Source organism: Streptomyces sp. NPDC093225 (assembly GCF_044753805.1).
GTDB lineage: Bacteria > Actinomycetota > Actinomycetes > Streptomycetales > Streptomycetaceae > Streptomyces.
On sequence record NZ_JBIVNX010000013.1, the window covers coordinates 136774 to 161778 of the forward strand.

Consider the following 25005-nt stretch of genomic DNA (forward strand, 5'->3'; position numbering starts at 1 on the left):
GGCCCGGAATCCGGTCCCACGGCATGGAGCTGCGCATGACTACCACCTTCCCGGACGTCTCCATCAGCACCGACCGGCTGGTGATGCGACCCTTCGAGGAGGCCGACGTCATCGCGCTCGCCGAGATGATGAACGACGAGCTCGTCACCGCCTGGACCTCCGTCCCGCACCCCTACACCGCGGCCGACGCCCGGGCCTGGGCGGGCCGCCTCGCCCCCGCCGAGCGCACCGAGGGCCGGGGCATCGTCTTCGCCGTCACCGAGTTCCTCACCCAGCGCCTCGTCGGCATCGTCCACCTCCGGAACACCGACTGGCGCACCCGCAGCGCCGAGGTCGGGTACGTCACCGCGCCCTGGGCCAGGGGCGAGGGCTATGCCAGCGAGTCCGTCCTCGCCGTCGCCCAGTGGCTGTTCGGCGACCAGCGGTTCGAACGCCTCGAACTGCGCACCGCCGCCGACAACACCGCCTCCCAGCAGGTGGCCCAGAAGATCGGTTGCATCAGTGAAGGGGTCCTGCGCAACGCGGGCATAGTCCGCACCCAGACCCTCGACGGAGGCTGGGCGGAGATCCGTACCGATCTCATCGTCTGGAGCCTGCTGCCCGAGGACCTCGACGGCGTCGACGACCAGCTCGCCGACGCGGGCGGCTACACCGCCGGATACACCGACTGGAACTAGCCCGCCGCCCCCCCCACCCGAACCGACCGGGACGATCGGGCCGGGCCCGTGGAGCCCGCGCCCGCGTACGCCGTGACCAGGTAGTCTCACGGGTACCGCGCGGTACGGACCAAAGGAGACTGACGCACATGGCCGACCGGGTCACGGTGATCGGCTGGGACGGCTCACCCCTCACCGCGGCCGCGAAGTCCGCGTTGTCCGCCGCCACCCTCGTGGCGGGCGCCGCCCACCACCTGGACCTCGCCGAGATCCCCCCGGCCGCCGAGCGCGTCCGCCTGGGCAGCATCGGCCTGGCCGCCCGCACGATCGCCGGCCACCGCGGCACCGCCGTGGTCCTCGCCGACGGCGACCCCGGCTTCTTCGGCGTCGTACGCGCCCTCCGCGCCCCCGAACACGGGCTCGAGGTCGAGGTCGTCCCCGCGGTCTCCGCCGTCGCGGCCGCCTTCGCCCGTGCCGGCATGCCCTGGGACGACGCCCGCGTGGTTGTCGCCCACCCGCGCACCCTGCGCCGGGCCGTCAACGTCTGCCGTGCCCACCCCAAGGTCGCCGTGCTGACCTCCCCGGGAGCCGGCCCCGCCGAACTGGCCCTCCTCCTCGACGGCGTCCACCGCACCTTCGTCATCTGCGAGGAACTCGGCACCGCGCGCGAGCAGGTCACCGTCCTCACCTCCGACAAGGCCGCCGACCACACCTGGCGCGACCCCAACGTCGTCATCGTCATCGGGGGCGGCGGCACCGTCGACGGCGCCGACGGCGGCTGGCTCGCCGGCGGCCACCCCGGTGCCGCCCGCGAGCGCGGCTGGGCCCGCGCGGAGGAGGGCGCCACCGAGGGCGCCGGCGGCCAGCTGCGCGCCGCCCAGCTGGCCCGCCTCGGACCCCGCACCGGCGACCTCGTCTGGGACATCGGCACCGGCACCGGCGCCCTCGCCGTCGACGCCGCGGCCTTCGGCGCCGCCGTCATCGCGATCGACGCGGACCTCCGCGCCTGCGAACGCGCGACGGTCGCGGCCCGGGCACGGGGCGTTCAGCTCCAGGTCGTCCACGGCCGTGCCCCGCACGTCCTCGAAGCCCTCCCCGAGCCCGACGTCGTGCGCATCGGCGGGGGAGGCGTCGAGGTGGTCACCGCCTGCGCCGACCGGCGCCCCGAGCGCATCGTCGCCCACGCGGCCACCCGCGACGAGGCGGAAGCCCTCGGCCGCGCCCTGACCGAGAGCGGCTACGACGTGGAGTGCGTCCTGCTGCAGTCCCTCTGCCTCGACCCGCACAGCTGGGACGAACGCGAGCGGTCGGTCGTGTTCCTCCTCTCGGCGCAGCGCACGGAGAGCCGCTGAGGCACGGCGGCGCGCGCCGGAGCGTTCGCCGGGCGACGCGTCCGACCGTCCGGCCGTCCGGCATGCGGAACGGGCCCGGCGTGGGGCGCCCCGTGATCCTGACGGCGCGCCACGCGCGGTAGGCTGGCCGACCGTTGTACTGCACTGGACCGTGCGGGTGATTCCCGTCCCAAATGTCCGGACAAGGCGCCCTGCTCGGGCGCCTTTTGTGGTACGGCGAGACCGGAGGACGCGCGACGTGGCGCAGTCCACAGCGGGCCATGGCGGTAAAGGCTGTCATGGCGGCGAACGACCGCGACAATGCTTGTTGTCGGCGGGCGTTCGTGCCGCGCGGCTCACCCGCTCGTTCTTCATACGGGCGCCGGGTGTGCCGTGATCGGGCGCCCGGGCGACCTGATCGAAGAAGCACAACCGATGGGCGAGGGGTACGCATGACTGACACCGGCCAGGTTCCGGGCGAGGGTCTCCCGGAGAACGCGGGCATGGTGGATCAGCAGGGCGGCATCCCCGCCGCGGAGCCGGGCCTCCCGGTTCCGGGCGCGTACACCTACCTCGACCCGGCCGACAACGGCGCCGACGAGGACGAGGTGCTGCTCATGCCCAGCGGCACCGGCCAGGGCGTCTGGAGCGACCCCCAGATCGTGCCCCAGGCCCCGCCCGCGCCCTTCGGCGAGGACGCCTTCGAGACCGGTTCCTTCCAGACCGGCAGCTACGAGCCGGTCGCCTTCGACACCGCCGGCTTCGACCCGGCCGCCGCGCAGGCCCCGGGCGTTGCGGGCTTTCCCGCCCCCGGCGCCTACGAGATGGGTTCCCACGAGGCCGGCGGCCGCGACTCCGGAGCCGTGGACCTCGGTGGCGTCCGCATGACGCCGGCCGCCGGCGTGCCCACCACCCCGCCCCGCCGCCCGCTGCACATGGGCCCGCCGGTCCCCGACGCCACCGGCGGGGTCGTACGCTCCCTCGCCGACCGCGGCCCCGCCGCCCCGGCCGAGCCGGTCCCCGCCGCCCCGCTCGCCGCCCCCGCCGCCCCGGTCGCCGCCACCGCGCCCGCGGCCATGCCCGTACGCCAGCCCGGCCCGCCGACCACCGGCCCCGAGTACTTCGACGTACCGCGCACCGAGCACCTCGACGCGGGCGTGCTGCCCGGCCCGCAGCTGGGCGAGATCCCGCCGCAGGCGGGCGCCCCCTGGGGCACGGAGCCGCCGCAGGGCGCCGAGCCGGTGGTGCCGGCCGCCGTCGCCGAGCCCGTGGCCGGCCCGGCACCGGAGGCCGTGGCAGCGGCCGGCGGAGCGGCGACCCCCGGCACGCCCGGTGCCCCCGTTCCGCCCGTGGCCGCCGACCCGGGCCTGCCCGGCGCGACCGCCGGGCAGCCGGTCGCCGTTCCCGGTGGACCCGCCGAAGCGGTCGTGCCGGCCGCCGTCCCCACCCCTGGCCCGGAGGCCACCCCCGCCGAGGGCGTGACCGTCCCCGCCGAGGTCCTCGCCGTCCCCGCCCCGGAACAGGCCGTCGCGGCGGTGCCCGCCGCCCCGGCCGAGCCCGTCGCGGTCGTCGCCGAGCCGGTGGCCGAGGCCGTCGCGCCCGCGCCCGGCCCGGTCCTGGCCGACGTCCTGGTCTCGGGCGGCGCCGCCGTCGTGGCCCAGCCGGTGCCCGCCGCGGCGGAGGCCCCGGTCGCGGAACCCGTGGTCGCCGAGTCCGTCGTCGCCGAGTCCGTCATCGCCGATCCGGCCGCCGCCGAGGCCGCCGTCGCCGCGGCCACCGGTCCCGCCGAGCCGGTGGTGCCCGAGGCCGCCGTCCCCGCGCAGGCCGACGCCGAGCCGGCGGTCGCCCCGCCCGCGGAGCCCGCCCCGGCCGAGTCGCAGGCCGTCGCCGAGGCCGCTGTCGAGGCCCCCGCCGACGGTGCCGCCCAGCCGCTCGCGGCCGAGGCACCGCTCGCGCCGGCGCCCGGGCCCGTGGTGGTGGAGCCCGCCGCCGAGCCGGTCGCCGCCGAGCCGGTCGTCGCGCAGCCGATGGTCGCCGAGCCGGTCGTGGAGCCCGTCGCCGAGCCCGTAGCCGTGCCGGTCCAGCCGGTCGCCCCCGAGGCGGTCGCCGCCGAGCCGCAGCCCGCCCCCGTACCGCAGCAGCCCGAGGCCCTCGCCGACGGGGCCACCCCCGCGGAAGGCCCGGAAGCCGTGCCCGCCGAGGCCGTGACCGTCGTGCCCGAGACCCCGGAAGCGGCCCCGCAGCAGCCGGCCGCCGCGCCCGAGGCCGTCGCCGCCACGGACGCCCCGCAGCCGCCCGCGGCGGACCAGGCCGCCCCGGTGGAGCCCACCGAGCCGACCGCACCCGTCGACGCCGCCGCCGACGAGGCCCCCGGAACCGACGAGGAGCGCCCCGCCCCGGCCCCCGGCTACGCCGAGGCCGAGCGCGAGGCCGTCCTGCGCGTGATGCGCGAGCGCCGCGACATCCGCAACGGATTCCGCACCGACCCGATCCCGCACGAGGTGCTGCTGCGCGTCCTCGAGGCCGCCCACACCGCCCCGAGCGTCGGCCACTCCCAGCCCTGGGACTTCGTGGTCATCCGCTCCGCCGACACCCGGCGCACCATGCACGAGCTCGCCACGCGCCAGCGCGAGGCCTACGCCAAGTCGCTGCCCAAGGGCCGGGCGAAGCAGTTCAAGGAACTGAAGATCGAGGCCATCCTCGACACGCCCGTGAACATCGTGGTCACCGCCGACCCGACCCGCGGCGGCCGCCACACCCTGGGCCGCCACACCCAGCCGCAGATGGCGCCGTACTCCTCCGCCCTCGCGGTGGAGAACCTGTGGCTCGCCGCCCGCGCCGAGGGCCTGGGCGTCGGCTGGGTCAGCTTCTTCGACGAGCGCGAGATGGTCCGCGCCCTCGGCCTGCCCGAGCACCTGGAGGTCGTCGCCTACCTGTGCGTCGGGTACGTCGACGAGTTCCCGGACGAGCCCGAGCTGATGCAGGCGGGCTGGTCCAAGCGCCGCCCGCTGTCGTGGGTCGTCCACGAGGAGACGTACGGCCGCCGCGCGCTGCCCGGCGAGGAGCCGCACGACCTGCTCTCCGAGACCGTCTCCAACATCCGCCCGCTGGACGCCAAGGCGCTCGGCGAGGCCTGGGAGCGGCAGAAGCGCATGACCAAGCCGGCCGGTGCGCTCGGCATGCTGGAGATCATCTCCGCGCAGCTGTCAGGGCTGTCCCGGATGTGCCCCCCGCCGATCCCGGAGCCCGCGGCCGTCGCGATCTTCGCGGGCGACCACGGCGTGCACGCCCAGGGCGTCACCCCCTGGCCGCAGGAGGTGACCTCGCAGATGGTCGCCAACTTCCTCGGCGGCGGCGCGGTCTGCAACGCCTTCGCGAACCAGGTGGGCGCCGAGGTCTGCGTCGTCGACGTGGGCGTCGCCGGCGAGCTGCCGGCCACCCCGGGCCTGCTGCCGCGCAAGGTCCGGGCCGGCACCGCCGACATGACCACCGGTCCCGCGATGACCCGCGAGGAGGCGATCGCGGCCATCGAGGTGGGCATCGAGACCGCCCGCGACCTCGTCGCAGCGGGCAACAAGGGCCTCCTCACCGGTGAGATGGGCATCGCGAACACCACCGCCTCCGCCGCGCTGATCTCCGTCTTCACGGACACGGACCCGTCCGAGGTCACCGGCCGCGGCACCGGCATCAACGACGAGACCCTGGCCCGCAAGACCGAGGTCGTCCGCCGGGCCATCGAGTTCCACCAGCCGGACCCGGCGGACCCGATCGGCGTCCTGGCGGCCATCGGCGGCCTGGAGCACGCGGCCATGGTGGGCCTCGTCCTCGGTGGCGCTTCCCTGCGCACGCCGGTCATCCTCGACGGCGTCAGCGCCGGGGCGGCCGCCCTGGTGGCCCGCGCCATCGCCCCCGAGTCCCTGGCCGCCTGCATCGCCGGCCACCGCTCCGCCGAGCCGGGTCACGTCGCGGCCCTGAACAAGCTCGGTCTGCGCCCGCTGGTCGACCTCGACCTCCGCCTCGGCGAGGGCACCGGCGCCCTCCTGGCCCTCCCGCTGGTGCAGAGCGCCGCCCGCGCCATGCACGAGGTGGCCACGTTCGACTCGGCCGGCGTCACCGAGAAGTAACCCGTACCGATCCCGCCGGCGGGGCCGCGATCGCGGCCCCGCCGCGGCGACTCCGGCCCCGCCGGCGCGTGGGGGCGGCCGGGGGGCCGGGGCCCCGCCCCGCAGGGCGACGGTCCGGGCACCCGCCGTATCGTGGACCCGGCACGCACCCGAAACCGCACGTCACAAAGGACACGCCGCTCCAACGCAGCAGCGGCACCCAGGCACACCGCCCCTCAGGAGCCGCACCGCCATGGCAGCACAGGAACCCCAGGCCCCCGCGTACCCCGTCGGCCTGCGCCTCACCGGCCGCCGCGTCGTCGTCATCGGCGGCGGCCAGGTCGCCCAGCGCCGCCTGCCGGCCCTCGTCGCGGCCGGTGCCGAAGTCGTCCTGATCTCCCCGTCCGCCACCCCCTCGGTGGACGCCATGGCGGAGACCGGCGAGATCCGCTGGGAGCGCCGCCGCTACCAGGAGGGCGACCTCGCCGACGCCTGGTACGCCCTGATCGCCACCCGGGACCGCGAGGCCAACGACCGCGCCTCCGCCGAGGCGGAGCGTGCGCGCGTCTGGTGCGTGCGCAGCGACGACGCCGAGGCCGCCACCGCCTGGACCCCCGCCACCGGCCGCAGCGAGGGCGTCACGGTCGCCGTGCTGACCGGCAACGACCCGCGCCGCTCCGCCGCGGTCCGCGACGCCATCGTCGAGGGGCTCAGGGACGGTTCCCTGGCCGCCCCCGAGCACCGTACGAAGGACCTGCGCGGCCCCTCCGTCGCGCTCGTCGGCGGCGGTCCCGGCGACCCCGACCTCATCACCGTGCGCGGCCGCCGCCTGCTGGCCCAGGCCGACGTGGTCATCGCGGACCGGCTCGGCCCCCGCGACCTGCTCGACGAACTGCCGCCGCACGTCGAGGTCATCGACGCGGCGAAGATCCCGTACGGCCGCTTCATGGCCCAGGAGGCCATCAACAACGCCCTGATCGAGCACGCCAAGGCCGGCAAGGCCGTGGTCCGCCTCAAGGGCGGCGACCCGTACGTCTTCGGCCGGGGCATGGAGGAGGCCCAGGCGCTCGCCGAGGCCGGCATCCCGTGCACCGTCGTGCCCGGCATCTCCAGCTCGATCTCGGTGCCCTCGGCCGCCGGGATCCCCGTCACCCACCGCGGTGTGGCGCACGAGTTCACGGTGGTCAGCGGCCACGTCGCGCCCGAGGACCCGCGTTCGCTCGTCGACTGGGCCGCGATGGCCAAGCTCACCGGCACCCTCGTGGTGCTGATGGGCGTGGACAAGATCGGCGCCATCGCCGCCGCGCTCGTCGCGCACGGCAAGGCCGCCGAGACGCCCGTGGCGGTCATCCAGGAGGGCACCACGGCCACCCAGCGCCGCGTGGACGCCACCCTGGCCACCGTGGGCGAGACCGTGCGCGCCCAGGACGTCCGCCCGCCGGCGGTCATCGTGATCGGCGACGTCGTGAACGTGGGCGTCCCCCCGATCCGCACCACCGCCTGACACCCGGAAGGCGACCGCCCGCGGCGGTCGCCCCACCCATCCGGGACCGGGCGCGAGTAACCGCGGGTAACCCATCTCGTACCCGCCCGTTGGCACCACACCCAGGACAAGGCAGTATCACCCTGTGGCTGATCTCATCACCGTCGAGGACCCCGACGACCCGCGCCTGCGCGACTACACGGGCCTGACCGACGTCGAACTCCGGCGCAAGCGCGAGCCCGCAGAGGGCCTGTTCATCGCCGAGGGCGAGAAGGTCATCAGACGGGCCAAGGAAGCCGGCTACGAGATGCGCTCGATGCTGCTGTCGGCGAAGTGGGTCGACGTCATGCGCGACGTGATCGACGAGCTCCCGGCCCCCGTGTACGCGGTGAGCCCGGAGCTCGCCGAGCGCGTCACCGGCTACCACGTGCACCGCGGCGCGCTGGCCTCCATGCAGCGCAAGCCGCTCCCCACCGCCGACGAACTGCTGGCGGGCACCCGCCGCGTGGTGGTGATGGAGTCCGTCAACGACCACACCAACATCGGCGCCATCTTCCGCAGCGCCGCCGCCCTCGGCATGGACGCGGTGCTGCTCTCCCCGGACTGCGCGGATCCGCTCTACCGGCGTTCGGTGAAGGTCTCGATGGGCGCGGTGTTCTCCGTGCCGTACGCACGCCTGGAGTCCTGGCCGCGCAGCCTGGAGACGGTCCGCGAGCACGGCTTCAAGCTGCTCGCCCTCACCCCGCACGAGAAGGCCTCCCCCATCGACGACGCCGCCCCGCACACCCTGGACCGGGTGGCGCTGATGCTGGGCGCCGAAGGCGACGGCCTGTCCACGCAGGCCCTGCGCGCTGCCGACGAATGGGTGCGCATCCCCATGGCCCACGGCGTGGACTCTCTCAACGTCGGCGCGGCCGCGGCCGTCGCGTTCTACGCCGTGGCCACGGGCCGCCCGGGCGCCTGAGCCCCCGCCCCACCCCGACGCATCCGTGAGCCGGTCGGGTCCCGCCCCGCTAGGGCCCCAACGCGCCCCAAGCCCACCCGACACAAGCCCACCCGCCCCAAACCCACCCGACACACAGATCCGGGTTGCCGGATCCTCGGCGGTGCCGGGTGGGTCGTGTGGTGTGTGGGGGAGGTGCTTGAGGCGGTAGGGCAGGCTGGTCCGGAGGCAGGCCCGGGCCTGGGGTGGCCGCAGGCCAGGGGCGGAGCCCCCTTGCCCCAGGGGTGGGCCTGCCGCAGGGCCTGCAGGCCATACCGGGTCAAGCACCGAGGGGACCCACACACCACACGACCCACCCCTCGAAGCGAGCCCACCGAAGCTCCCGCTCGCCACCCCGAAGCGTGCTGCACCCTGCGCCGCACCGAGAACTGCGCCGCACCCAGAACCTGCTAGAACCTGCGCCGCACCGAGAACCTGTGCCGCGCGTAGAACCTGCCCCGCACCGAGAACCCGCCCCGCACCGAGAACCCGCCCCGCGCCTAGAACTTCTGCGCCGCCGCGATCCCCAGCGCCACGATCAGCGTGACCACCACGAACACGATCAGCCGCTGCCGCAGCAGCTTCCGGTCCGGCCCCGCCGGCCGGCGCGCCCCCGCCCCGGTGGCCCGGGCCGCGCCCCGACCGTCCGTACGGGGACCCGTGCGCGGCCGGGACTGGGGTCCGGTGCGCGGTCCCGACCGCACGGTGTCGCGGGCCTGGCCCGCCATCGCGCCACCAGGCGTGCGCGGCCCCGACCCCGAGGCGGGGCCGGTGGCCGGGCGGGTGCCGGCGCCCTGCTGGGGGCGCGGCGCGGGGGTGCCCGCCGGCCGGCGCTCGGTGCGCTGGTGCGCGTACTGCTCCGCCAGCCGGCCGCTGGGCCGGTCCTGCTGCGTGCGCGGCGCCGGCGGCCGCAGGTCCGGCAGCCCCTGCGCCTCGCGGGCCGCGATCTCCTTGAGCCGCATCGACAGCTGGAGCGTGGTGGGGCGCTCCTCCGGGTCCTTGGCCAGGCAGGCCTGCACCAGCGGGGCGAGCGAGTCCGGCACGCCGTACAGCTGCGGCTCCTCGTGCACGACCCGGTACAGCATCACCTCGGAACTGCCGTGGCCGAAGGGCGAGTCGGCGGTGGCGGCGTACGCCAGGGTGGCGCCGAGCGCGAACACGTCGGTGGCCGGGGTCACGGCCGCGCCGCGCACCTGCTCGGGCGCGAGGAAGCCGGGGGAGCCGACGGCGGTGCCCACGTGGGTGAGGGTGGACGCCCCGGTGGCCCAGGCGATGCCGAAGTCGATGATGCGGGGGCCCTTGGGGGAGAGCAGGATGTTCGAGGGCTTGAGGTCGCGGTGGACGACCCCGGCCTCGTGCACGGCGACCAGGCCCTCCGACAGCGCGGCACCGATGGCGGCGATCTGCGCGGCGGAGAGCGGGCCGCCCTCGTTGACCTTGTCGTGGAGCGAGGGCCCGGGCACGTACTGGGTGGCGAACCAGGGGCGCTCGGCGTCCAGGTCGGCGGCCACCAACCGTGCCGTGCAGCCCCCGCGGATGCGACGGGCCGCCTGCACCTCGCGGGCGAAGCGGGAGCGGAACTCCTGGTCCTCGGCGAGGTCCGGGCGGATCACCTTGAGCGCCACGCGCTGGCCGCGCCGGTCCGAGCCCAGGTAGACCACGCCCATGCCGCCCGCGCCGAGGCGGCGGTGCAGCCTGAAGTTGCCGACGACACGCGGGTCCTCGCGCCGGAGCCGCATCATCGCCATGTCCACCCCGCTGCCCGGTCGTCCTGTTGACGTGGCACAGCTTACGGACGATCCGGCAAGTGTGCTCAGAGGCCGCGCCCTCCCGCCGGGATTCGATCGTCCGTGCGGCGGGGGCCACTTGAGGGTCGGTCAGGAACCGTGCGTCGAACGTCCGTACGAGGTCGGCCCGGCAGTAAATGCCTTGCGGTGAAGGGGTATTGGCCTCGCCGGGACGCACCTCGTCGCTCCGAGGGGCGCACGAGCGGACGGGCGTACCCACGGACCGGCGCCCGCCCGGGCGTGGGTGGCCGGAAGTGATCGAAGTCACGCGGTTACGAGGTGTAAACGGCGGATCGCCACACCCCTTCCGGGATGACCCCGAGACGGGCGACGCCGTCTCCACCCAGGGGAGTACGCGCGGGGGCGGGGCGTCATCCTCCTGGAGGCCCGGGAATGGGTACGTCGGCATGAGGACCGGGCGGCCGCGCGCTCCTAGTCTTGAGGTCAAGCGGCGGGTGAAGCACTCGTCCCCCGAGGTCACCAGCCCGCCGCTGCCAGATCGACGGGGAGAGGACCGGGGAGCGGACCATGGCGTACACGGCAGGGCGGACCATCCTCCGCACGCGGACGCGCAAGCCCTCCGGTACGCGCCACCCTCTGGTGGCCGCGGCCATGGTGCTCCCCCTCGCCGCCCTCCTGGTCGTCGTCTTCGGCGGCTGGGACGCGGTGGTGACACAGGCGTCGTCCGTGGGCGCGATGCTGGGGCGCTGAGCGGCGCCCCGGGTCCGGGAGAGCGGCCCGGGCCGGACATCCGCGCCGGTGGCCCCGTGGGGACGGGGGCGCGGCGGACGGCAGTGAGAAAAGGGTGCCGCCCCACGACCGAGAGGTCGCGGGGCGGCACCCTTTCGCGCGGACCCGCGGGCACCCTTTCGCGCGGACCCGCGGGCCCCCTCCTCCACGTGGCTGCGCTCCCGGCGCGGCTGCGCACCGGGATGTGGGTTCGAGGACCGGTGGCGCGTACGATCCTGAGGTTGCGGCGCAGGCCGTACGACCGGACCGGGGACGACTGGGGGCACCGTGAACGCGCGCTTCGCGGCGGAACTCGCCGCGCTCGTCACCTGCCCGGGCCCCCGCGGCCGCACCGGCGTACCCCGCCAGCACACCCTCCTCGCCGACCGCCCCGACGGCACCGTCGTGCGCAGCGGCAACGTCGTCGTCAAGGCGCACGCCCCCGGCACCGACCAGGCGCAGCTGGCCGTACGCGTCCGCCTCGCCGCAGCCCCGTCCCTGGACGGGATCCTGCTCGCCCCGCTGCCGGTGCTGACCCCCGAGGGCGCGTACACCACGCTCCTGCGCGGCCGCGCGGTCACCGCCTGGCCGCACGGCGCCCCGGTGGACCCGGCCGCGCCCGAGGCCGCCCCGTGGGAGGACGCGGCACGGCTGCTCGCACGGCTGCACCGGCTGCCGGCCGCCGTACTGCCCGAGCCGCTGCCGCCGATGCGCGGTCCGGCCAAGGTGGCCCGCGCCCTGTCGCGGATGGCGGCCGCCGGGCCGCACCCCGACGCGGCCACCGTGCTGGCGGCGGCGGCCCGCCTGCCCGCCTGGGCGCGCGGCGAGGGTCCGGCCCCCGCCTCGGCCACGGTGTGCCACGGCGACCTGCACCTCGGCCAGCTGGTCCGCCACCCCGTCCCCGACGGGCCCTGGCTGCTGATCGACGTGGACGACATGGGGCTGGGGGACCCTGCCTGGGACCTGGCCCGTCCCGCCGCCTGGTACGCGGCCGGCCTGCTCGACCCCGAGGTCTGGGAGCGGTTCCTGGGGGCCTACCGTGCGGCGGGCGGTCCGGCGGCCGGTCCGGCCGGCCGGGACCCGTGGCGGGAACTCGACGTGGCGGCCCGCGCCCTGACGGTGCAGACCGCCGCGCTCGCCATCGCCAAGTCAGTCCAGGAGGAGCGCGGACTGGACGAGGTGGAGCGGATGATGACCGACAGTTGTTCCCGAATTGCCACACTCCCGCCGGACTTGGAGCCCGTGCTTCCGTCGTAGGGTGAGGCTCGCGTCGCCGGGCAGGATTCCGGGGACGAACACGTCCGACGGCGAGGAGTGAAGCCGATCATGCAGTGCCCGAAGTGCCACGCCATGATGCACACGTACAACCGCAACGGTGTCCAGATCGAGCAGTGCAGCGGCTGCCGCGGCATATTCCTGGACTACGGGGAGCTGGAGGCGCTGACCCGCCTGGAGTCGCAGTACGGACAGCCCGTCCCGCCGCCGCCGGCGCCGCCCGCCTACCCGGCAGGCCAGGCGCCCGCCTGGGGCGCCCCGCAGCACCACGGCGGCCACCAGGGTCACCACGGGCACCACGGCCACCACAAGAGCGGCTTCGGCCGTCTGCTGTTCTCCTCCTGAGGCCCCGGCCCCCACGGCCACCCCTCGACGACGTGACGCGCCCGGCGCCGCCTTCCGGCTGCCGGGCGCGTTCCCGTTCCGGCACCCACCCACCGAGCACCCACCCACCAGGCACCCGCCCCGCCGAGCGGGCGTACGGCCGGGAGCAACGCAGAAGGGCCCTCGGAGCAACGCAGAAGGCCCTCGGAGCAACGCAGAAGCCCCGGCCGATCGGGTCGGCCGGGGCTTCCGGATGGTGCGCGATACTGGGATTGAACCAGTGACCTCTTCCGTGTCAGGGAAGCGCTCTCCCGCTGAGCTAATCGCGCGGGGACCTTCTTCGCATGATGCGAAGCCGCAGGTCGGGCGGTATTGCGTGCGCGATACTGGGATTGAACCAGTGACCTCTTCCGTGTCAGGGAAGCGCTCTCCCGCTGAGCTAATCGCGCGGGTGATCCGTGAGGATCCAGTGGACGATACTGGGATTGAACCAGTGACCTCTTCCGTGTCAGGGAAGCGCTCTCCCGCTGAGCTAATCGTCCTTGGAGGTGGAGACGGGATTTGAACCCGTGTAGACGGCTTTGCAGGCCGTTGCCTCGCCTCTCGGCCACTCCACCAGGAGCCTGCAGGGGGTCGGGAAGATCCCCCACATTCGAGCGGACGACGAGATTCGAACTCGCGACCCTCACCTTGGCAAGGTGATGCTCTACCAACTGAGCCACGTCCGCAGGTCGCCGGTGTTGCTTCCGGGTTTTTTCCTTCGCTCCCCGGCGACGTGTTGAACTCTAGCGGATTCCCGGGCCAGCTCAAAAACGCGTTTGCGCAGCGTGCTGCGGTTGCTTCACCGGCCGCACCGCACGGTCCACCGGGGACCAGCCCCCGGCGGGCTTCCGATGGCCTTCCTGTGGCCCTCCGACAGCCTCCCCGCGGCCGTGCGTGCCGCCCCCCGGTCCAGCTCAGCGCCCCCGACGCCGCCCCGCCCCCGCCCCCGTGCCGGAGCCGGGCCCCGCCGTCCCACCGGCGGCCCCCCGCCACCCGTCCTACACTCACAGCCGTGCAGTACCTCCCTCCCCTCGCCCGCTTCGGCGGCCTCCTCGCAACCGACCTGCGCGACGTGACCAGCGATCCGTCCGCGCTCGACTCCACCGGCTTCTGGGCCGTGGCGGCGGACTTCGAGGGCCGCCTGGTGTGCGCGCGCTTCGGGGACGTCCGTCCCGACCCGGTCCCCGCCCCCGTGGCGGGCGGCTGGCACGGCCCCGCCACCGACGCGTGGACCTCCTCCCTCGACCGGGAGGCGTACGTCTCGGGCGTACGGCGCATACGCGAGCACATCGCCCGCGGCGAGGTCTACCAGGCCAACCTCTGCCGGGTGATGTCCGCGCCGCTGCCGGACCCCGCCGCCGACGTGGACGCCCTGACCGCGCTGCTGGCCCGGGGCAACCCCGCACCGTACGCAGGAACGATTCGGCTTTCGGCGCACGGCGTCGAGATCGCCACCGCCTCGCCCGAGCTGTTCCTGCGCCGCACCGGCCGCACCGTCGAGTCCGGCCCCATCAAGGGCACCGGCCGCACCGCCGCGGACCTGCTCCCCAAGGACCACGCCGAGAACGTGATGATCGTCGACCTGGTCCGCAACGACCTCGGTCGCGTCTGCGCCACCGGCTCCGTGACCGTCCCCGAGCTGTGCGCGGTGGAGGAGCACCCCGGCCTGGTCCACCTCGTCTCCACCGTGCGCGGCGAGCTCGCCGACGGCGCCGGCTGGCCCGAGCTGCTCGCCGCCACGTTCCCGCCCGGTTCCGTCACCGGCGCCCCCAAGTCCTCCGCCCTGCGGATCATCGAGGCCCTGGAGACGGCGCCCCGGGGCCCGTACTGCGGCGGCATCGGCTGGGTCGACGCCGACCGCGGCACCGGCGAGCTGGCCGTCGGCATCCGCACCTTCTGGATCGACCGGGAAGCCCCGGCGGGCCCCAGGCTGCGCTTCGGCACCGGCGCCGGCATCACCTGGGGTTCCGACCCCGAGCGCGAATGGGCCGAGACCGAGCTGAAGGCCGCCCGACTGCTCGCGGTAGCGTCGGGCACGCACGAGGCGACGGGAGGAACCGTACGGTGAGGATCTGGCTCGACGGAGAGCTGCGGGACGCGGACGACGCACGGGTGTCGGTGTTCGACCACGGGCTGACGGTGGGCGACGGCGTCTTCGAGACCATCAAGGCGGCGGACGGGCGGCTCTTCGCGCTCACCCGCCACCTGGACCGGCTGGCCCGGTCGGCGCGCGGCCTGGGCCTGCCCGACCCCGACCTCGACGAGGTCCGGCGCGCCTGCACCGCCGTCCTGGAGGCGAACCCGATGCCGCTGGGCCGGATGCGGATCACGTACACCGGCGGCCTCTCGCCGCTCGGCTCCGACCGGGGCGACGCCGGCCCCACGCTGGTGGTCGCGCTCGGGGCCACCACCCGCCGGCCCGACAGCACGGCCGTCGTCACCGTCCCCTGGGTGCGCAACGAGCGCGGCGCCCTGGCCGGCCTGAAGACCACCTCCTACGCCGAGAACGTCGTCGCCCTCGCCCGGGCGACCGCCGCCGGCGCCTCGGAGGCCCTGTTCGCCAACACGGTCGGACAGCTCTGCGAAGGCACCGGGTCCAACGTCTTCGTCGTGCTCGACGGGGAGCTGCACACCCCGCCGGTGCCCTCGGGCTGCCTCGCCGGGATCACCCGCGCGCTGGTCGTCGACTGGAGCGGCGCGAAGGAGACCGACCTGCCCCTGGAGGTGCTGGAGAGCGCCGACGAGGTCTTCCTGACCTCGACGCTGCGCGACGTCCAGGCCGTCCACCGCGTCGACTCCCGCGACCTGCCGGGCGCCCCCGGGCCGGTCACGGCCGAGGCGATGCGGACCTTCGACGCCCGCGCGGCGGAGGACTGGGACCCGAAGTAGCCGCGGCGCCGGCCCCGGCACCGGCCAGGTCTTCCGCGGACGGGGCCCCGTGCGCCAACGCCCTTGAAAGCACCGCAGGTTGGTGGCGCGGCGGGGTGGCGTCCGGGGGTCCGGGCGGAAAGGTGACGGACGGGGGGTCCGGCGGGTAGAACACCTGTGATGACCACGACCCTGCGGCCGGCCGGGCCGCTCCAGGAGACCGGGGACGGAGCGCGGTCGCGCCCGTACGAGGTCCGTGTGAACAGCCGCGTCGTCGGGACGGTCGAACTCGCCGCCGACACCCCGTTCGGCCCGTCCGTGGGCGTGATCCGCGGTCTGTGGATCGACCGGCCGGACCGGCGCCGCGGTCGCGGCACGGTGGCCGCGCTCGCCGCCGAGGAGGTGCTGCGCGGCTGGGGCTGCCGGCGGATCCAGGTCGCGGTACCGGCCGAGGCGGTCGAGGCGCTGCGGATGGCGACCGCCCTGGGCTACACCGAGGCCAGCCGGAACATGGCCAAGAAGATCGGCGCACGGCCCCCCGCGCTGCCCCGCGGCGCGGTCGGCCGCCCCATGACGGCGGGGGAGTACGACGCGTGGCTCGCCCGCGCGGTCACGGCGTACGCGTGCACGTGGGCGGAGCGGGGACTGCCCGCCGCCGCCGCGGAGGCGAAGTCCCGCGCCGACCACGCGCGGAACCTGCCGCGGGGCCTGGAGACGCCCGGTACGACCTTCACCGTGCTGGAGCAGGGCGGGGAGCCGGTCGGGCACGTGTGGACCGCGGCGGGGCCCGCCCTGCCGCGCGGCGACTCCGCCCTCCCAGGCGGCGTGACCTCCTACGTCTTCGACGTGGAGGTGGCCGAGGAGCACCGCGGCCGGGGCCACGGCCGCACCCTGATGCTGCTCGCCGAACGCGCCGCGGCGGGGGCCCGCTCGCGGCTGCTGGGCCTGCAGGTGTTCGCCGACAACGCCCCGGCGCTGGGCCTGTACCGCTCCCTGGGGTACCGCACGGTGCAGTTCACCTTCGGCAAACCCCTGATCTGACGGCGGCGGACCTGGAGGCTGTCTCCCCGGTAGGGCGTGGCGAGCTTGTCGGTGCGCATCGCCACACCACGCCATTGGTTCACACGGTCGGTGCACCGCTCGACGTCCTGCAGATGCGGTACTTCCGGGCGATGCTGTCAAGGGTCCGACGATGGTCAGCCCACCGTCGCCCACGGACCGGATCGGCCGCATCAACGGCGCGATCCGGTCCCACATCACTCAGTGGCTACCCATCGGACAGACACATCCGATCAACCGACCAACCCATCACAGAGACACGCGCTTAGCCGGCGTCGGCGGCCAGCAGGCGGTCGGCGATCTCCTCGATGCGGGCCCGCAGGCCCTCCTGGCTCTTGCCGCCGTCGAGGCGCTCGCCGCCGATCACGTAGGTCGGCGTGCCCGTGACGCCGATGGCCTTGCCCTCGGCCTGGTCGGCGTCCACGATCAGGATGTGCCGGCCGTCGACGAGGGCGGTGTCGAACTCGTCCGCGTCCAGGCCGAGTTCCTTCGCCGTGTCCAGCAGGACCGCCTCGCCGCGCCGGTCCAGTTCCGCGGTGCGGGCCAGCACGGCCTCGATGTACGGCCAGCCCTGACCCTGCTCGAGGGCCTCCTCGGCCGCCTGTGCCGCGGCGAACGCGTGCTTGTGCTTCTCCAGCGGGAAGTGCCGCAGCCGGATGTCCATCCGGTCCCCGTACCGGGCCCGCAGGGCGCGCACGTCCTCCAGCGCGGCGTGGCAGTCGGGGCACTGGAGTTCGCACCACACGTCGAGGACGACGGGCTCGGTGGCGCCGGAAGGCTGGGTTTCGCTCATGCGCCCAGTCTTCCAGACGCCTCACGGAGGGGAGGAACCCCGAGATCTCCCGGAGATCCGGCCCCCGACGGCTTCGGCCGTGGCCGCGGTGGACATGGACGATGCAGGATGGAAGGAACCGGACCACCGGACCGATCGCGGGACGGCGCACACACCAAGCTGGAGGACCGCATGCTCGCCGAGACCATCTGTTCCGCGGCGTCCGCGGCGGGCCTGGGCATCGCCGCGCTGACCGCCTACCGCAAGCGCTTCCTCGCCGCCACGCGCATCGCGGCGTACTCGCTGGTGCCGATCGGCCTCGTGCTCACGGGGGTCGTCGCCTGGCTCACCGGGATCGTCTTCAAGCCCTCGGTGTGGATCGGCTTCGGCTTGCTGGCCCTGGCCTGGGTGCTCCTCATGACCACCCGCGCGGTCGAGCGCCGGGGCGGGGGCTCCCGCAAGGACCGGAGGGCCGCGGCCGCGGGTGCCGACCGGGGGTCGGTCGCGCCCGGCGCGTCGACGCCCGCGGCCCCGTCGCTCGGCGCGGGCCGGTCCGCCCCGGCCACGGCCCGGCCGGCCGGGGCGCCGGAGGAGGACTTCTCCGACATCGAAGCGATCTTGAAGAAGCACGGGATATGAGGAGATCCGCCATGAATCGGACGCGTTCTGGCAGAGGGTGATCAACTCCCGCACCCTACGGGCGTGTTGATCGCCGTCGTCGGGTCCGGTGCGCCATCATTCGCCCCGAGATGCTCGACACGTCGCGGGGCGAGCCCGCCACCACTGCGCCCGCGCCCGCCACGTCCGAAGAGGACCCGCAGCGCGGCTGCCTCTTCGCCCTGTCGCAGCCGCCCCTGATGATCTTCCTCACGGTCATCGGCACGCTGCTCTTGCTGGCGGCCACCCACGACCTGTTCCTGCTGTAGCCCGGGCGGGCGGGAGTGCGACCCCTGCCCGTGTCGGGGGCCGCGGGGACGGCGGCTTACTCGGCGGCTTCCTTGCGGCGGGCGCGGTAGGCGGCCACGTGGAGGCGGTTGCCGCAGGTGCGGCTGTCGCAGTAGCGGCGCGAGCGGTTGCGGGACAGGTCGACGAAGGCCCGCCGACAGTCCGGGGCCTCGCAGCGGCGCAGTCGCTCGCGCTCGCCGGACACCAGGATGAAGCTCAGCGCCATCCCGCAGTCCGCAGCGATGTGGTCGCCCACGGACGCGCCCGGCGCGAAGTAGTGCACGTGCCAGTCGTAGCCGTCGTGATCGGTCAGTCGCGGGGTGGTGCCCGCCGCGGCGACCAGGTCGTTCACCACGCCGGCGGCCTCACGGGTCGTGGTGGCGGAGAAGATCTGCGCGAAGCGTCCCCGCACCGCCCGTACCCCCGCCAGGTCGCGGGCGCCGAGCTCGCCGACGTCGCTGATCTCGTGCTGCTGCACGAAGACGCGCAGCGCCCCGACGTCCATGAGCCCGTCGGGCCCACCCGGCTCGGGGGCGGTGTTCACGAGATCGACGACGACGTCGAGCGCGCGACGCGTGTCGTGGGGGATCTGCATGGTTCTCGCTCCCTGGGGACCACTGCGGGCGGGCCGGTGCCCGCCGATGTGGCCGAACTTTAGCGGCTTCCCCAAAAAGCGCACGGGCGCAGTCCGCGCGGGTGGCTCCCGCGAGAACTGCGCCCGCACTGCGTATGTGGTTGTCCGGCTCGCACCGTCGCCCCGAGTCGGACGGTGCGCAGCGGCTCCCGCCCTGGCTCAGCTTTCCGCCAGGATGTGGGAGAGCTCCTGGTCGAGGTCGAAGTGGCGATGCTCGGTGCCGGGTGGCACGGCCGCGTCGGTCCGCTTCAGGAACGACTCCAGGGCCCTCGCGGGGGCCTCCAGCAGAGCTTCTCCCTCCGGTGAGCTCAGGGCGATGCATACGACGCCCTGACCGTGGCTCCGGGACGGCCAGACGCGGACGTCGCCGGTACCGGTGGGCCGGTGCAGCCCCTCGGCGAGGAGGTCGCGGGCGAACACCCACTCGACCGTTTCCTCGGCGCCGGTGTGGAAAGTGGCGTGCACGGCGTAGGGGTCGGCCGTCTCGTACCGCAGGCCCGCGGGGACAGGCAGTGAGGACTCGCTCGACACAACGAGGCGCAGGTGCAGCTCGCAGCTGACCGTGGTGTTCATAAGCGCCAGGGCCTTTCGCTCAGTGTGCGCTCGGGGATTCGCACGTCGGCGAAATCGACATGCCACCTACGGTGCCGTTGTAAACCCCTCTGACCGTTTTGCGGTCGTTCAGGTACCTCTTACGGCGGATCCCACAAGCCGTTCACGTGTGCTGGGACCTCCGGTAGGTTGGCTCCCATGAATACGGGGAGTAACCACCGGGACGACGCGGCGAGCCCGGCCGGAGAGCGGCACGACGCGGCGGGGCCCGCCGGAGGATCCGAGAACGGCCCGGACGAGGAGGCGCCGCTCGGCTCTCGTGCGCCCGCCTTCATCAAGCGGAGCCGGAGCCTGCACGTGAGCTGGCAGGTCGGCGTCTTCGTCGTCGGCCTCGCCGTCGTGGCCCTGGGCGTGGTCATGCTGCCGCTGCCCGGCCCCGGCTGGCTGGTGATCTTCGCGGGCATGGCGATCTGGGCCACCGAGTTCGTCTGGGCCCAGCTCGTGCTCCGCTGGACCAAGCGCAAGGTCACCGAGGCGGCCCAGAAGGCCCTCGACCCGAAGGTCCGGCGGCGCAACATCATCCTGACCACCATCGGCCTGGTGATCGCCGGCACCCTGCTCGGGATCTACCTGTGGAAGTTCGGCTTCGTGATGCCGTGGAAGATCGGCGAGTGACCGGCCTGCGCACCGCCGGCGACCCGCTCGCGCCGCCGCCCGGCGGCCGGCGGGTGCCGCTGGGCCGTCCGTGGTCCTGAGTACCCCCTGACATGGGGTAATGTTTGCGGTGCGCCCGGGCGATTAGCTCAGTGGGAGAGCGCTTCGTTCACACCGAAGAGGTCACTGGTTCGAACCCAGTATCGCCCACCCGGAAGCCGGCCCCGGAGACTCGACGAGTCTCCGGGGCCGGCTGCGTTTTACGGCCCTGTCGGCGACCTCCGCCACCCGCCCCCGGCCCCGCCCCGCCTGTCGGACGGGACGGGGCCAGCGGCCGGGCCGGGGGAGCGGCGCGTGCCGACTGTGCCCCCGGCCCCAGGCGGGGCGTGCCTCAGCGCATGCGGGACAGGGCCCCGCGGAGGCGGCGGGCGTCGCGCAGGCGCTTCTCGTACGTCGCCCCGACCACCAGCAGGAGGGCGCCCGCGAGGGCCGGCGGGAGCCAGCGCGGCAGGGCGTCCACGACCTGGACCACGTACGGGGCCAGCTCGTGCAGCGCGTCGAGCACCAGGACGCCACCGCCCAGCACCAACGGGGCACCGAGCCGGCGCCGGGCCCCGGCCAGGGTCACCGCCAGCGCGCCCAGGCCGAGCAGGAGCGGACGCGGCCAGTGCGGGTCGCTCCAGGCGGCCACCAGGCTCGGCACCAGCGTCGCCGCCAGACCCGGCCCGTACGCCGTCCAGGACGAGGCCTCCGGGTCGCGGCGCCGCCGCAGCAGGCCCACCACGAGGGCCGGGACGGTGACCGGCAGCGTGTACGCCTCCGGGACGGTCACCCCCGAGGCGGCCAGCCGCACCCAGGCCGCCAGGACGAACAGCACCGCGGCCGCGTAGCCGACCGGTCGCCGGTCCGGGCGTACCGCGGTGCCCGCCGCCAGTACCCCGCACAGCCCCAGCACCAGGGCCAGCGCCGGCAGGTCGGGCAGCACCAGGCACACGGCCAGCGCCGCCGCCCCCGCGCCCGCCGCCTCGAAGGGCACCCGCGCCGGACGCGGGGCGCGCGCCACCGGACGGGCCGCCACCAGCGCCACCACCGCGGACACGGCCAGCACCAGCAGCGCCCGGGACAGCGGCTCGAGGTCCAGCGCCCGCGCCACGGCCAGCGCCAGGGCGACCGCCCAGCCGACCGACAGCCCCGCGGCGGTCCGCACCGCCCACCGCGGGCCCCGGGCGTCGAACGCCGCCGCGGTGAACAGCACCGCCAGGGCGCCCAGCACCGCGAACGTCCCCGGCCGCCCGGCCAGCGCCAGCAGCGACACGCTCAGCGCGCCCGCCAGGGCGCACGCCGCCGCCGGGACCGCCGCCCGGGCCCCGGGGGCCCGCAGCGCGAGCCCCGTGGCCGCCACGGTCAGGAGCACGTGCCAGGCCAGCACCACCGGGTGCGGCAGCGCCCCGACGCCGGGGAGGAGGAACAGCCCGGCCCAGCCCAGCGCCACGGCAGCGGTGGCCGCCTCCGACCGACCCGACACCCGGAACAGGCGCGCCGCCAGCCCCGCCACCGCGAACAGCACCACCGCGGCCGCGGTCGGCGCGGTCCAGCCCGCCCCCGTCGCCGAGGGCACCCGGCCCTCCCAGATCCCGCCCAGCACCTCGACGGGCGACAGCAGTGCCACGAGCACCGCGGGCAGCGCGGACACCCCGGCCAGCGCCGCCACCCCCGCACCGGCCCCGGCCAGGCCCCGGCGCACCGGGGCCGGCAGGACCGGCACCGGCGCGGTCGACCGCACGAGCCCGCCGAGCCCGAGGAGCGGTACGGCGCACAACAGGTAGGCCACCGCCACCCAGCCCTCCGGCAGTGCGGCCCGCACCACGCCGCCCAGGGCCGCCACGGCCGCGAGCCCGGCGACCACCGCGAGCGCGGCCGCCCCCTGCACCCGGCCGGCCTCGGCACCGTTCCCCGCCGGGACGCCCGGGACGCCCGGGACGCCCGGGACGCCCGGGACGCCCGGCGCCGCAAGGCCCGTCGGGCCCTCGCCTCCCGGCGCGCCGAACGCACCCCTTCCCGCCACCGCGTCGGCCGCTCCGGATCCGGCCGGGCGCGGGATCGCGCGGAACGCCGCGGCCAGGGCCAGCGCGGCACCCGCCAGAAGGAGGGCGCCCGGGGCGACCGCGGAAGCCGGGGCGGCGGCCGAGGCCGAGAAGACCAGCCCGGCGAAGAGGGCCCAGCCGCCCACCGCGACGCCGCAGGCCGCCGCCAGGACGCGGGCCGGGCGGCCCGGGGCCCGGAGCGCGGCGACCGCGTCCAGAACCGCCGTGCCCAGCAACGCCCACGCCACCCCGAGGGGCGCGGCGCCCGCGGCGATCGCCGCCAGCGGCAGCGGGAGCTGCGCCGTGAGCACCGCCGCCGGCAGCGGCAGCCGCAGCCCGCGCAGGACCGAGCCGTAGCCGGCCCACAGGACCGAGAGCACCCCGGCCGACCCCGCCGCGTACGCGGTGCCGTCCGTGTCCGGCAGGGCCACCGCGTAGAGCGCGTACGCGTCCAGCACCGTCAGCGCCATGCCCAGCGCGGCCACCGACTCGGCCGTCGAACGCAGCCCGCGGCGCAGCAGCACGACCGGCGCGGCCAGCGCGGCCGCCGTCACGGCACCGAGCACGGCGGCCCGGCCACCGATCCCCATGGAGCCCCAGCTGACCACCGTGAACGCGAAGGCGGCCACCGCGAGCAGCACCGCGCCCAGCGCCAGCAGCACGTTCTGCGCACTCGGCCCGGAGACCTCCCTGGCCGCGCCGGCCGCGCCGGGCACACCCGCCGCACCGGCAGGGCCGGCGGCGGCGCCCGGTCGCGGCGACCACGTCGGGAAGGGCTGCTGCGGGGCCACGGCCTGGTGCAGCACACTGACCAGCCAGGCCCGGCGGGCCAGCAACTGCGCACGGCGCGCGTCGAGTCGGACCAGCTCCTGATCGATCAGGGCCAGCTCCTCGGCGGGCGGCGGAATTCTCTCCATGCCCGGAGTGTGGCGCCGGTCACGCACCGAGGACATGGGTGCGGATACTCAGATCGCCCCGGATCCGCGGTGAGTAGTCCGCGGCCGCGCACCCGTCCCGCCGTGCATGGCGGGTGCCGTTCGCGCGCACACTCATCCCATGGACTGGAGCCGCTACCGCTTCCGCAGCGTGTGGGACCTCCCCGCACCCCCCGAGCGCGTCTTCGCCGTCCTCGCCGAGGCCGAGCGGTACCCGCAGTGGTGGCCCCAGATCCGCAGCGTCGCCCCCCGCGACCCGGACGACCCCGACGGCCGCGCCGGTACCGCCCGCTTCCGCTCCGTCCTCCCGTACGAGCTCGTCGTCACGGCCGCCGAGCGCCGCAGCGACCCGGGCGCAGGGGTCCTGGAGATCGAGATGCGGGGCGACCTCGACGGCTGGGCCCGGTGGACGCTGAGCGCCTCGTCGCCCGGCCGCACCCGCGCCCTGTACGAGCAGGAGGTCGTCGTCCGCAAACCGCTGATGCGGCGCCTCGCGGTCCCCGGGCGGCCGGTCTTCCTCCTCAACCACGCCCTGATGATGCGGGCCGGACGGCGCGGTCTGGTCCGGCTCCTGACGGCCGAGTCGGGGGCGGTTTGAACCCACCCCCTCCGCACCTGTATTGTTCAGTGCGTTCCCGGGCGATTAGCTCAGCGGGAGAGCACTTCGTTCACACCGAAGGGGTCACTGGTTCGATCCCAGTATCGCCCACCGGGAGAGGTCGGTCCGTCGATGACGGACCGGCCTCAACTCGTTTCCGGGGCCTGCGCGGGCACCCGTCCCCGAGGCCTCCACCGAAGCCTCCACCCGCCCCGAGGCCTCCGGCCGCCCCCGTGACCGACGCGCCCCCGAGGTCTCCCGTACGTCCGTCACGCCGCCGCCGGCACCTCCGGGCGCAGCGGCCAGTGCGGATCCACCGCCTCCTCCGACCCGTTGCGCGCGAACCACGCCTGCAGCCCGCGCGCCTGTGCCGCGTGCCACACCGCCTGCAGCGCGTGCAGCTCCGCCGGGCTCAACCGCTCCAGCCGGCCCGCGAACCGCCGGCCCACCGCCCGGACGACCTCCAGCGAGGCCACCGCGTCCGCGGCCGCGTCGTGCGCGCCCTCCAGCGCTATCCCGTAGTGCGCGCACAGGTCGGTCAGCGTCCGGCGCCCCTTGCGGTAGCGGTCCAGGTGCTTGTCCAGCACCCGGGGGTCCAGCACCGTCAGCGGCCGGTTGTCCAGGTACCTCGCCAGCGATGACGCCCGGTGCCGGCGCAACTCCCGGTCCAGCAGCGTCAGGTCGAACGGCGCGTTCATCACCACCAGCGGCCGGCCCGCCGCCGACTGCTCGCCGAGCGCCCGGGCTATCTCCTCCACCACCGGCGCGGGCCACCGCCCGTTGTGCTGCAGGTGTTCGTCCGTCAGACCGTGCACCTCCGTGGCCTCCCGCGGCACCGGGATCCCCGGATTCACCAACCAGCGGGTGGCGCGCACCCGCCCGCCGGCGCACTCCTGCACGACCAGGGCGGCGGACACGATCCGGTCCTCCTCGACATCCACCCCGGTCGTCTCGGTGTCGAAAGCGGCCAGTGGCCCCTCAAACCAGCGCGTCATGTCCGAACTCCTCGTCCCCGATGGGCAGATGGCGCGCGCCTCGATCCGGCCACCCCTGCCCCCGAGACCGTGATACCCGGACCCGTCCGCCACTACGCCGTTTGCGCCCCGGCCGACGCGGAGACAACACCACTGGGGGACCGTACAACTGAGCGGTCGTCATGGGATCCGGCATCGGACCGGGAGTCCGTCACCGG

At 75.3% G+C, this 25005-nt stretch carries 21 protein-coding genes, 7 tRNA genes and 1 pseudogene; 17 read left to right on the top strand and 12 right to left on the bottom strand.

From position 1 onward, the window contains the following. Positions 1 to 35 precede the first annotated feature (35 nt). The 5 genes from ACIQCH_RS15075 to ACIQCH_RS15095 all read left to right on the top strand — a co-directional run bounded on the left by ACIQCH_RS15075 (position 36) and on the right by ACIQCH_RS15095 (position 8537). Complete coding sequence (locus tag ACIQCH_RS15075; protein WP_402581109.1) at positions 36 to 677, top strand: GNAT family N-acetyltransferase; 642 nt, start codon at positions 36 to 38, stop codon at positions 675 to 677. Between the two features lie 128 nt (positions 678 to 805). Beyond that, positions 806 to 2008, top strand: coding sequence for a precorrin-6y C5,15-methyltransferase (decarboxylating) subunit CbiE (gene cbiE, locus ACIQCH_RS15080; RefSeq protein WP_402581110.1), 1203 nt, complete (start codon positions 806 to 808; stop codon positions 2006 to 2008). 431 nt (positions 2009 to 2439) lie between these two features. Beyond that, the gene (gene cobT / locus ACIQCH_RS15085; RefSeq protein WP_402581111.1) at positions 2440 to 6111 is read left to right on the top strand and encodes a nicotinate-nucleotide--dimethylbenzimidazole phosphoribosyltransferase; all 3672 of its coding nucleotides are present in this window, start codon (positions 2440 to 2442) and stop codon (positions 6109 to 6111) included. 232 nt (positions 6112 to 6343) lie between these two features. Then, positions 6344 to 7594: a uroporphyrinogen-III C-methyltransferase gene (gene cobA, locus ACIQCH_RS15090; RefSeq protein ID WP_402581112.1), complete on the top strand. Its 1251-nt coding sequence runs from the start codon at positions 6344 to 6346 to the stop codon at positions 7592 to 7594. A 124-nt stretch (positions 7595 to 7718) separates the two neighbouring features. Next, complete coding sequence (locus ACIQCH_RS15095) at positions 7719 to 8537, top strand: TrmH family RNA methyltransferase (protein ID WP_402581113.1); 819 nt, start codon at positions 7719 to 7721, stop codon at positions 8535 to 8537. A 518-nt stretch (positions 8538 to 9055) separates the two neighbouring features. Here ACIQCH_RS15095 and ACIQCH_RS15100 read toward each other — a convergent pair. Next, complete coding sequence (locus ACIQCH_RS15100) at positions 9056 to 10309, bottom strand: protein kinase (protein ID WP_402581114.1); 1254 nt, start codon at positions 10307 to 10309, stop codon at positions 9056 to 9058. 561 nt (positions 10310 to 10870) lie between these two features. Between ACIQCH_RS15100 and ACIQCH_RS15105 the strand changes: the two genes are divergently transcribed. The 3 genes from ACIQCH_RS15105 (at position 10871) to ACIQCH_RS15115 (ending at position 12691) form a co-directional block, all read left to right on the top strand. Beyond that, positions 10871 to 11053: a hypothetical protein gene (locus ACIQCH_RS15105; protein ID WP_030192839.1), complete on the top strand. Its 183-nt coding sequence runs from the start codon at positions 10871 to 10873 to the stop codon at positions 11051 to 11053. 306 nt (positions 11054 to 11359) lie between these two features. Continuing rightward, positions 11360 to 12328 carry a phosphotransferase gene (locus ACIQCH_RS15110; RefSeq protein ID WP_402581115.1) on the top strand — a complete coding sequence of 323 codons (969 nt, stop codon included), beginning with the start codon at positions 11360 to 11362 and terminating at the stop codon, positions 12326 to 12328. Positions 12329 to 12397: 69 nt separating this feature from the next. Next, positions 12398 to 12691 (top strand): zf-TFIIB domain-containing protein, encoded by a 294-nt coding sequence (locus ACIQCH_RS15115; RefSeq protein ID WP_402581116.1) that lies wholly within the window; start codon positions 12398 to 12400, stop codon positions 12689 to 12691. Between the two features lie 233 nt (positions 12692 to 12924). Here the strand turns inward: ACIQCH_RS15115 and ACIQCH_RS15120 are convergent. From ACIQCH_RS15120 to ACIQCH_RS15140, 5 genes are all read right to left on the bottom strand, one after another. Further along, a tRNA-Val gene (locus tag ACIQCH_RS15120) sits at positions 12925 to 12999 on the bottom strand. A gap of 48 nt (positions 13000 to 13047) precedes the next feature. Continuing rightward, a tRNA-Val gene (locus tag ACIQCH_RS15125) sits at positions 13048 to 13119 on the bottom strand. Between the two features lie 21 nt (positions 13120 to 13140). Then, positions 13141 to 13212: transfer RNA gene (locus tag ACIQCH_RS15130), tRNA-Val, on the bottom strand. Between the two features lies 1 nt (position 13213). Beyond that, positions 13214 to 13287, bottom strand: a tRNA-Cys gene (locus ACIQCH_RS15135). A 38-nt stretch (positions 13288 to 13325) separates the two neighbouring features. Next, positions 13326 to 13398, bottom strand: a tRNA-Gly gene (locus ACIQCH_RS15140). 326 nt (positions 13399 to 13724) lie between these two features. Between ACIQCH_RS15140 and ACIQCH_RS15145 the strand changes: the two genes are divergently transcribed. The 3 genes from ACIQCH_RS15145 (at position 13725) to ACIQCH_RS15155 (ending at position 16621) form a co-directional block, all read left to right on the top strand. Then, positions 13725 to 14780 (top strand): chorismate-binding protein, encoded by a 1056-nt coding sequence (locus ACIQCH_RS15145; protein WP_402581117.1) that lies wholly within the window; start codon positions 13725 to 13727, stop codon positions 14778 to 14780. Beyond that, positions 14777 to 15601, top strand: coding sequence for an aminotransferase class IV (locus ACIQCH_RS15150; protein ID WP_402581118.1), 825 nt, complete (start codon positions 14777 to 14779; stop codon positions 15599 to 15601). The genes ACIQCH_RS15145 and ACIQCH_RS15150 overlap by 4 nt, the downstream gene beginning before the upstream one ends. 159 nt (positions 15602 to 15760) lie before the next feature. Next, positions 15761 to 16621: a GNAT family N-acetyltransferase gene (locus ACIQCH_RS15155; protein ID WP_402581119.1), complete on the top strand. Its 861-nt coding sequence runs from the start codon at positions 15761 to 15763 to the stop codon at positions 16619 to 16621. 109 nt (positions 16622 to 16730) lie between these two features. Here the strand turns inward: ACIQCH_RS15155 and ACIQCH_RS15160 are convergent. Continuing rightward, positions 16731 to 16866, bottom strand: a pseudogene (locus ACIQCH_RS15160) (IS5/IS1182 family transposase); the annotation flags it as partial. A gap of 38 nt (positions 16867 to 16904) precedes the next feature. Then, positions 16905 to 17432 (bottom strand): DsbA family protein, encoded by a 528-nt coding sequence (locus ACIQCH_RS15165; RefSeq protein ID WP_402581120.1) that lies wholly within the window; start codon positions 17430 to 17432, stop codon positions 16905 to 16907. A 171-nt stretch (positions 17433 to 17603) separates the two neighbouring features. Here ACIQCH_RS15165 and ACIQCH_RS15170 point away from each other — a divergent pair, with 171 nt between their 5' ends. After that, entirely contained in the window at positions 17604 to 18050 is a 447-nt protein-coding gene (locus ACIQCH_RS15170) for a hypothetical protein (protein ID WP_402581121.1), read from the top strand. Positions 18051 to 18160: 110 nt separating this feature from the next. Next, on the top strand, positions 18161 to 18337 hold the full coding sequence (locus tag ACIQCH_RS15175; protein WP_402581122.1) for a hypothetical protein: 177 nt from the start codon (positions 18161 to 18163) through the stop codon (positions 18335 to 18337). Positions 18338 to 18393: 56 nt separating this feature from the next. Here ACIQCH_RS15175 and ACIQCH_RS15180 read toward each other — a convergent pair whose 3' ends face one another. Further along, a complete protein-coding gene (locus ACIQCH_RS15180; RefSeq protein ID WP_402581123.1) occupies positions 18394 to 18951 on the bottom strand; it encodes a CGNR zinc finger domain-containing protein in 558 nt (185 codons plus the stop codon). A 198-nt stretch (positions 18952 to 19149) separates the two neighbouring features. Continuing rightward, positions 19150 to 19563: an SsgA family sporulation/cell division regulator gene (locus tag ACIQCH_RS15185; protein ID WP_030192817.1), complete on the bottom strand. Its 414-nt coding sequence runs from the start codon at positions 19561 to 19563 to the stop codon at positions 19150 to 19152. A 177-nt stretch (positions 19564 to 19740) separates the two neighbouring features. Between ACIQCH_RS15185 and ACIQCH_RS15190 the strand changes: the two genes are divergently transcribed. Further along, positions 19741 to 20217 (top strand): TIGR02611 family protein, encoded by a 477-nt coding sequence (locus tag ACIQCH_RS15190; RefSeq protein ID WP_402581124.1) that lies wholly within the window; start codon positions 19741 to 19743, stop codon positions 20215 to 20217. Positions 20218 to 20334: 117 nt separating this feature from the next. Then, positions 20335 to 20406: transfer RNA gene (locus ACIQCH_RS15195), tRNA-Val, on the top strand. 181 nt (positions 20407 to 20587) lie between these two features. Here ACIQCH_RS15195 and ACIQCH_RS15200 read toward each other — a convergent pair. Beyond that, complete coding sequence (locus tag ACIQCH_RS15200; protein WP_402581125.1) at positions 20588 to 23197, bottom strand: SCO7613 C-terminal domain-containing membrane protein; 2610 nt, start codon at positions 23195 to 23197, stop codon at positions 20588 to 20590. A gap of 139 nt (positions 23198 to 23336) precedes the next feature. Between ACIQCH_RS15200 and ACIQCH_RS15205 the strand changes: the two genes are divergently transcribed. Together ACIQCH_RS15205 and ACIQCH_RS15210 are read left to right on the top strand one after the other, a co-directional pair. After that, complete coding sequence (locus ACIQCH_RS15205) at positions 23337 to 23813, top strand: SRPBCC family protein (RefSeq protein WP_402581126.1); 477 nt, start codon at positions 23337 to 23339, stop codon at positions 23811 to 23813. A 39-nt stretch (positions 23814 to 23852) separates the two neighbouring features. Next, a tRNA-Val gene (locus tag ACIQCH_RS15210) sits at positions 23853 to 23924 on the top strand. A 158-nt stretch (positions 23925 to 24082) separates the two neighbouring features. On the opposite strand, the gene ACIQCH_RS15215 is transcribed toward ACIQCH_RS15210, so the two are convergent. Continuing rightward, positions 24083 to 24808: a 3'-5' exonuclease gene (locus tag ACIQCH_RS15215; protein WP_030192808.1), complete on the bottom strand. Its 726-nt coding sequence runs from the start codon at positions 24806 to 24808 to the stop codon at positions 24083 to 24085. Between the last annotated feature and the right edge of the window lie 197 nt (positions 24809 to 25005).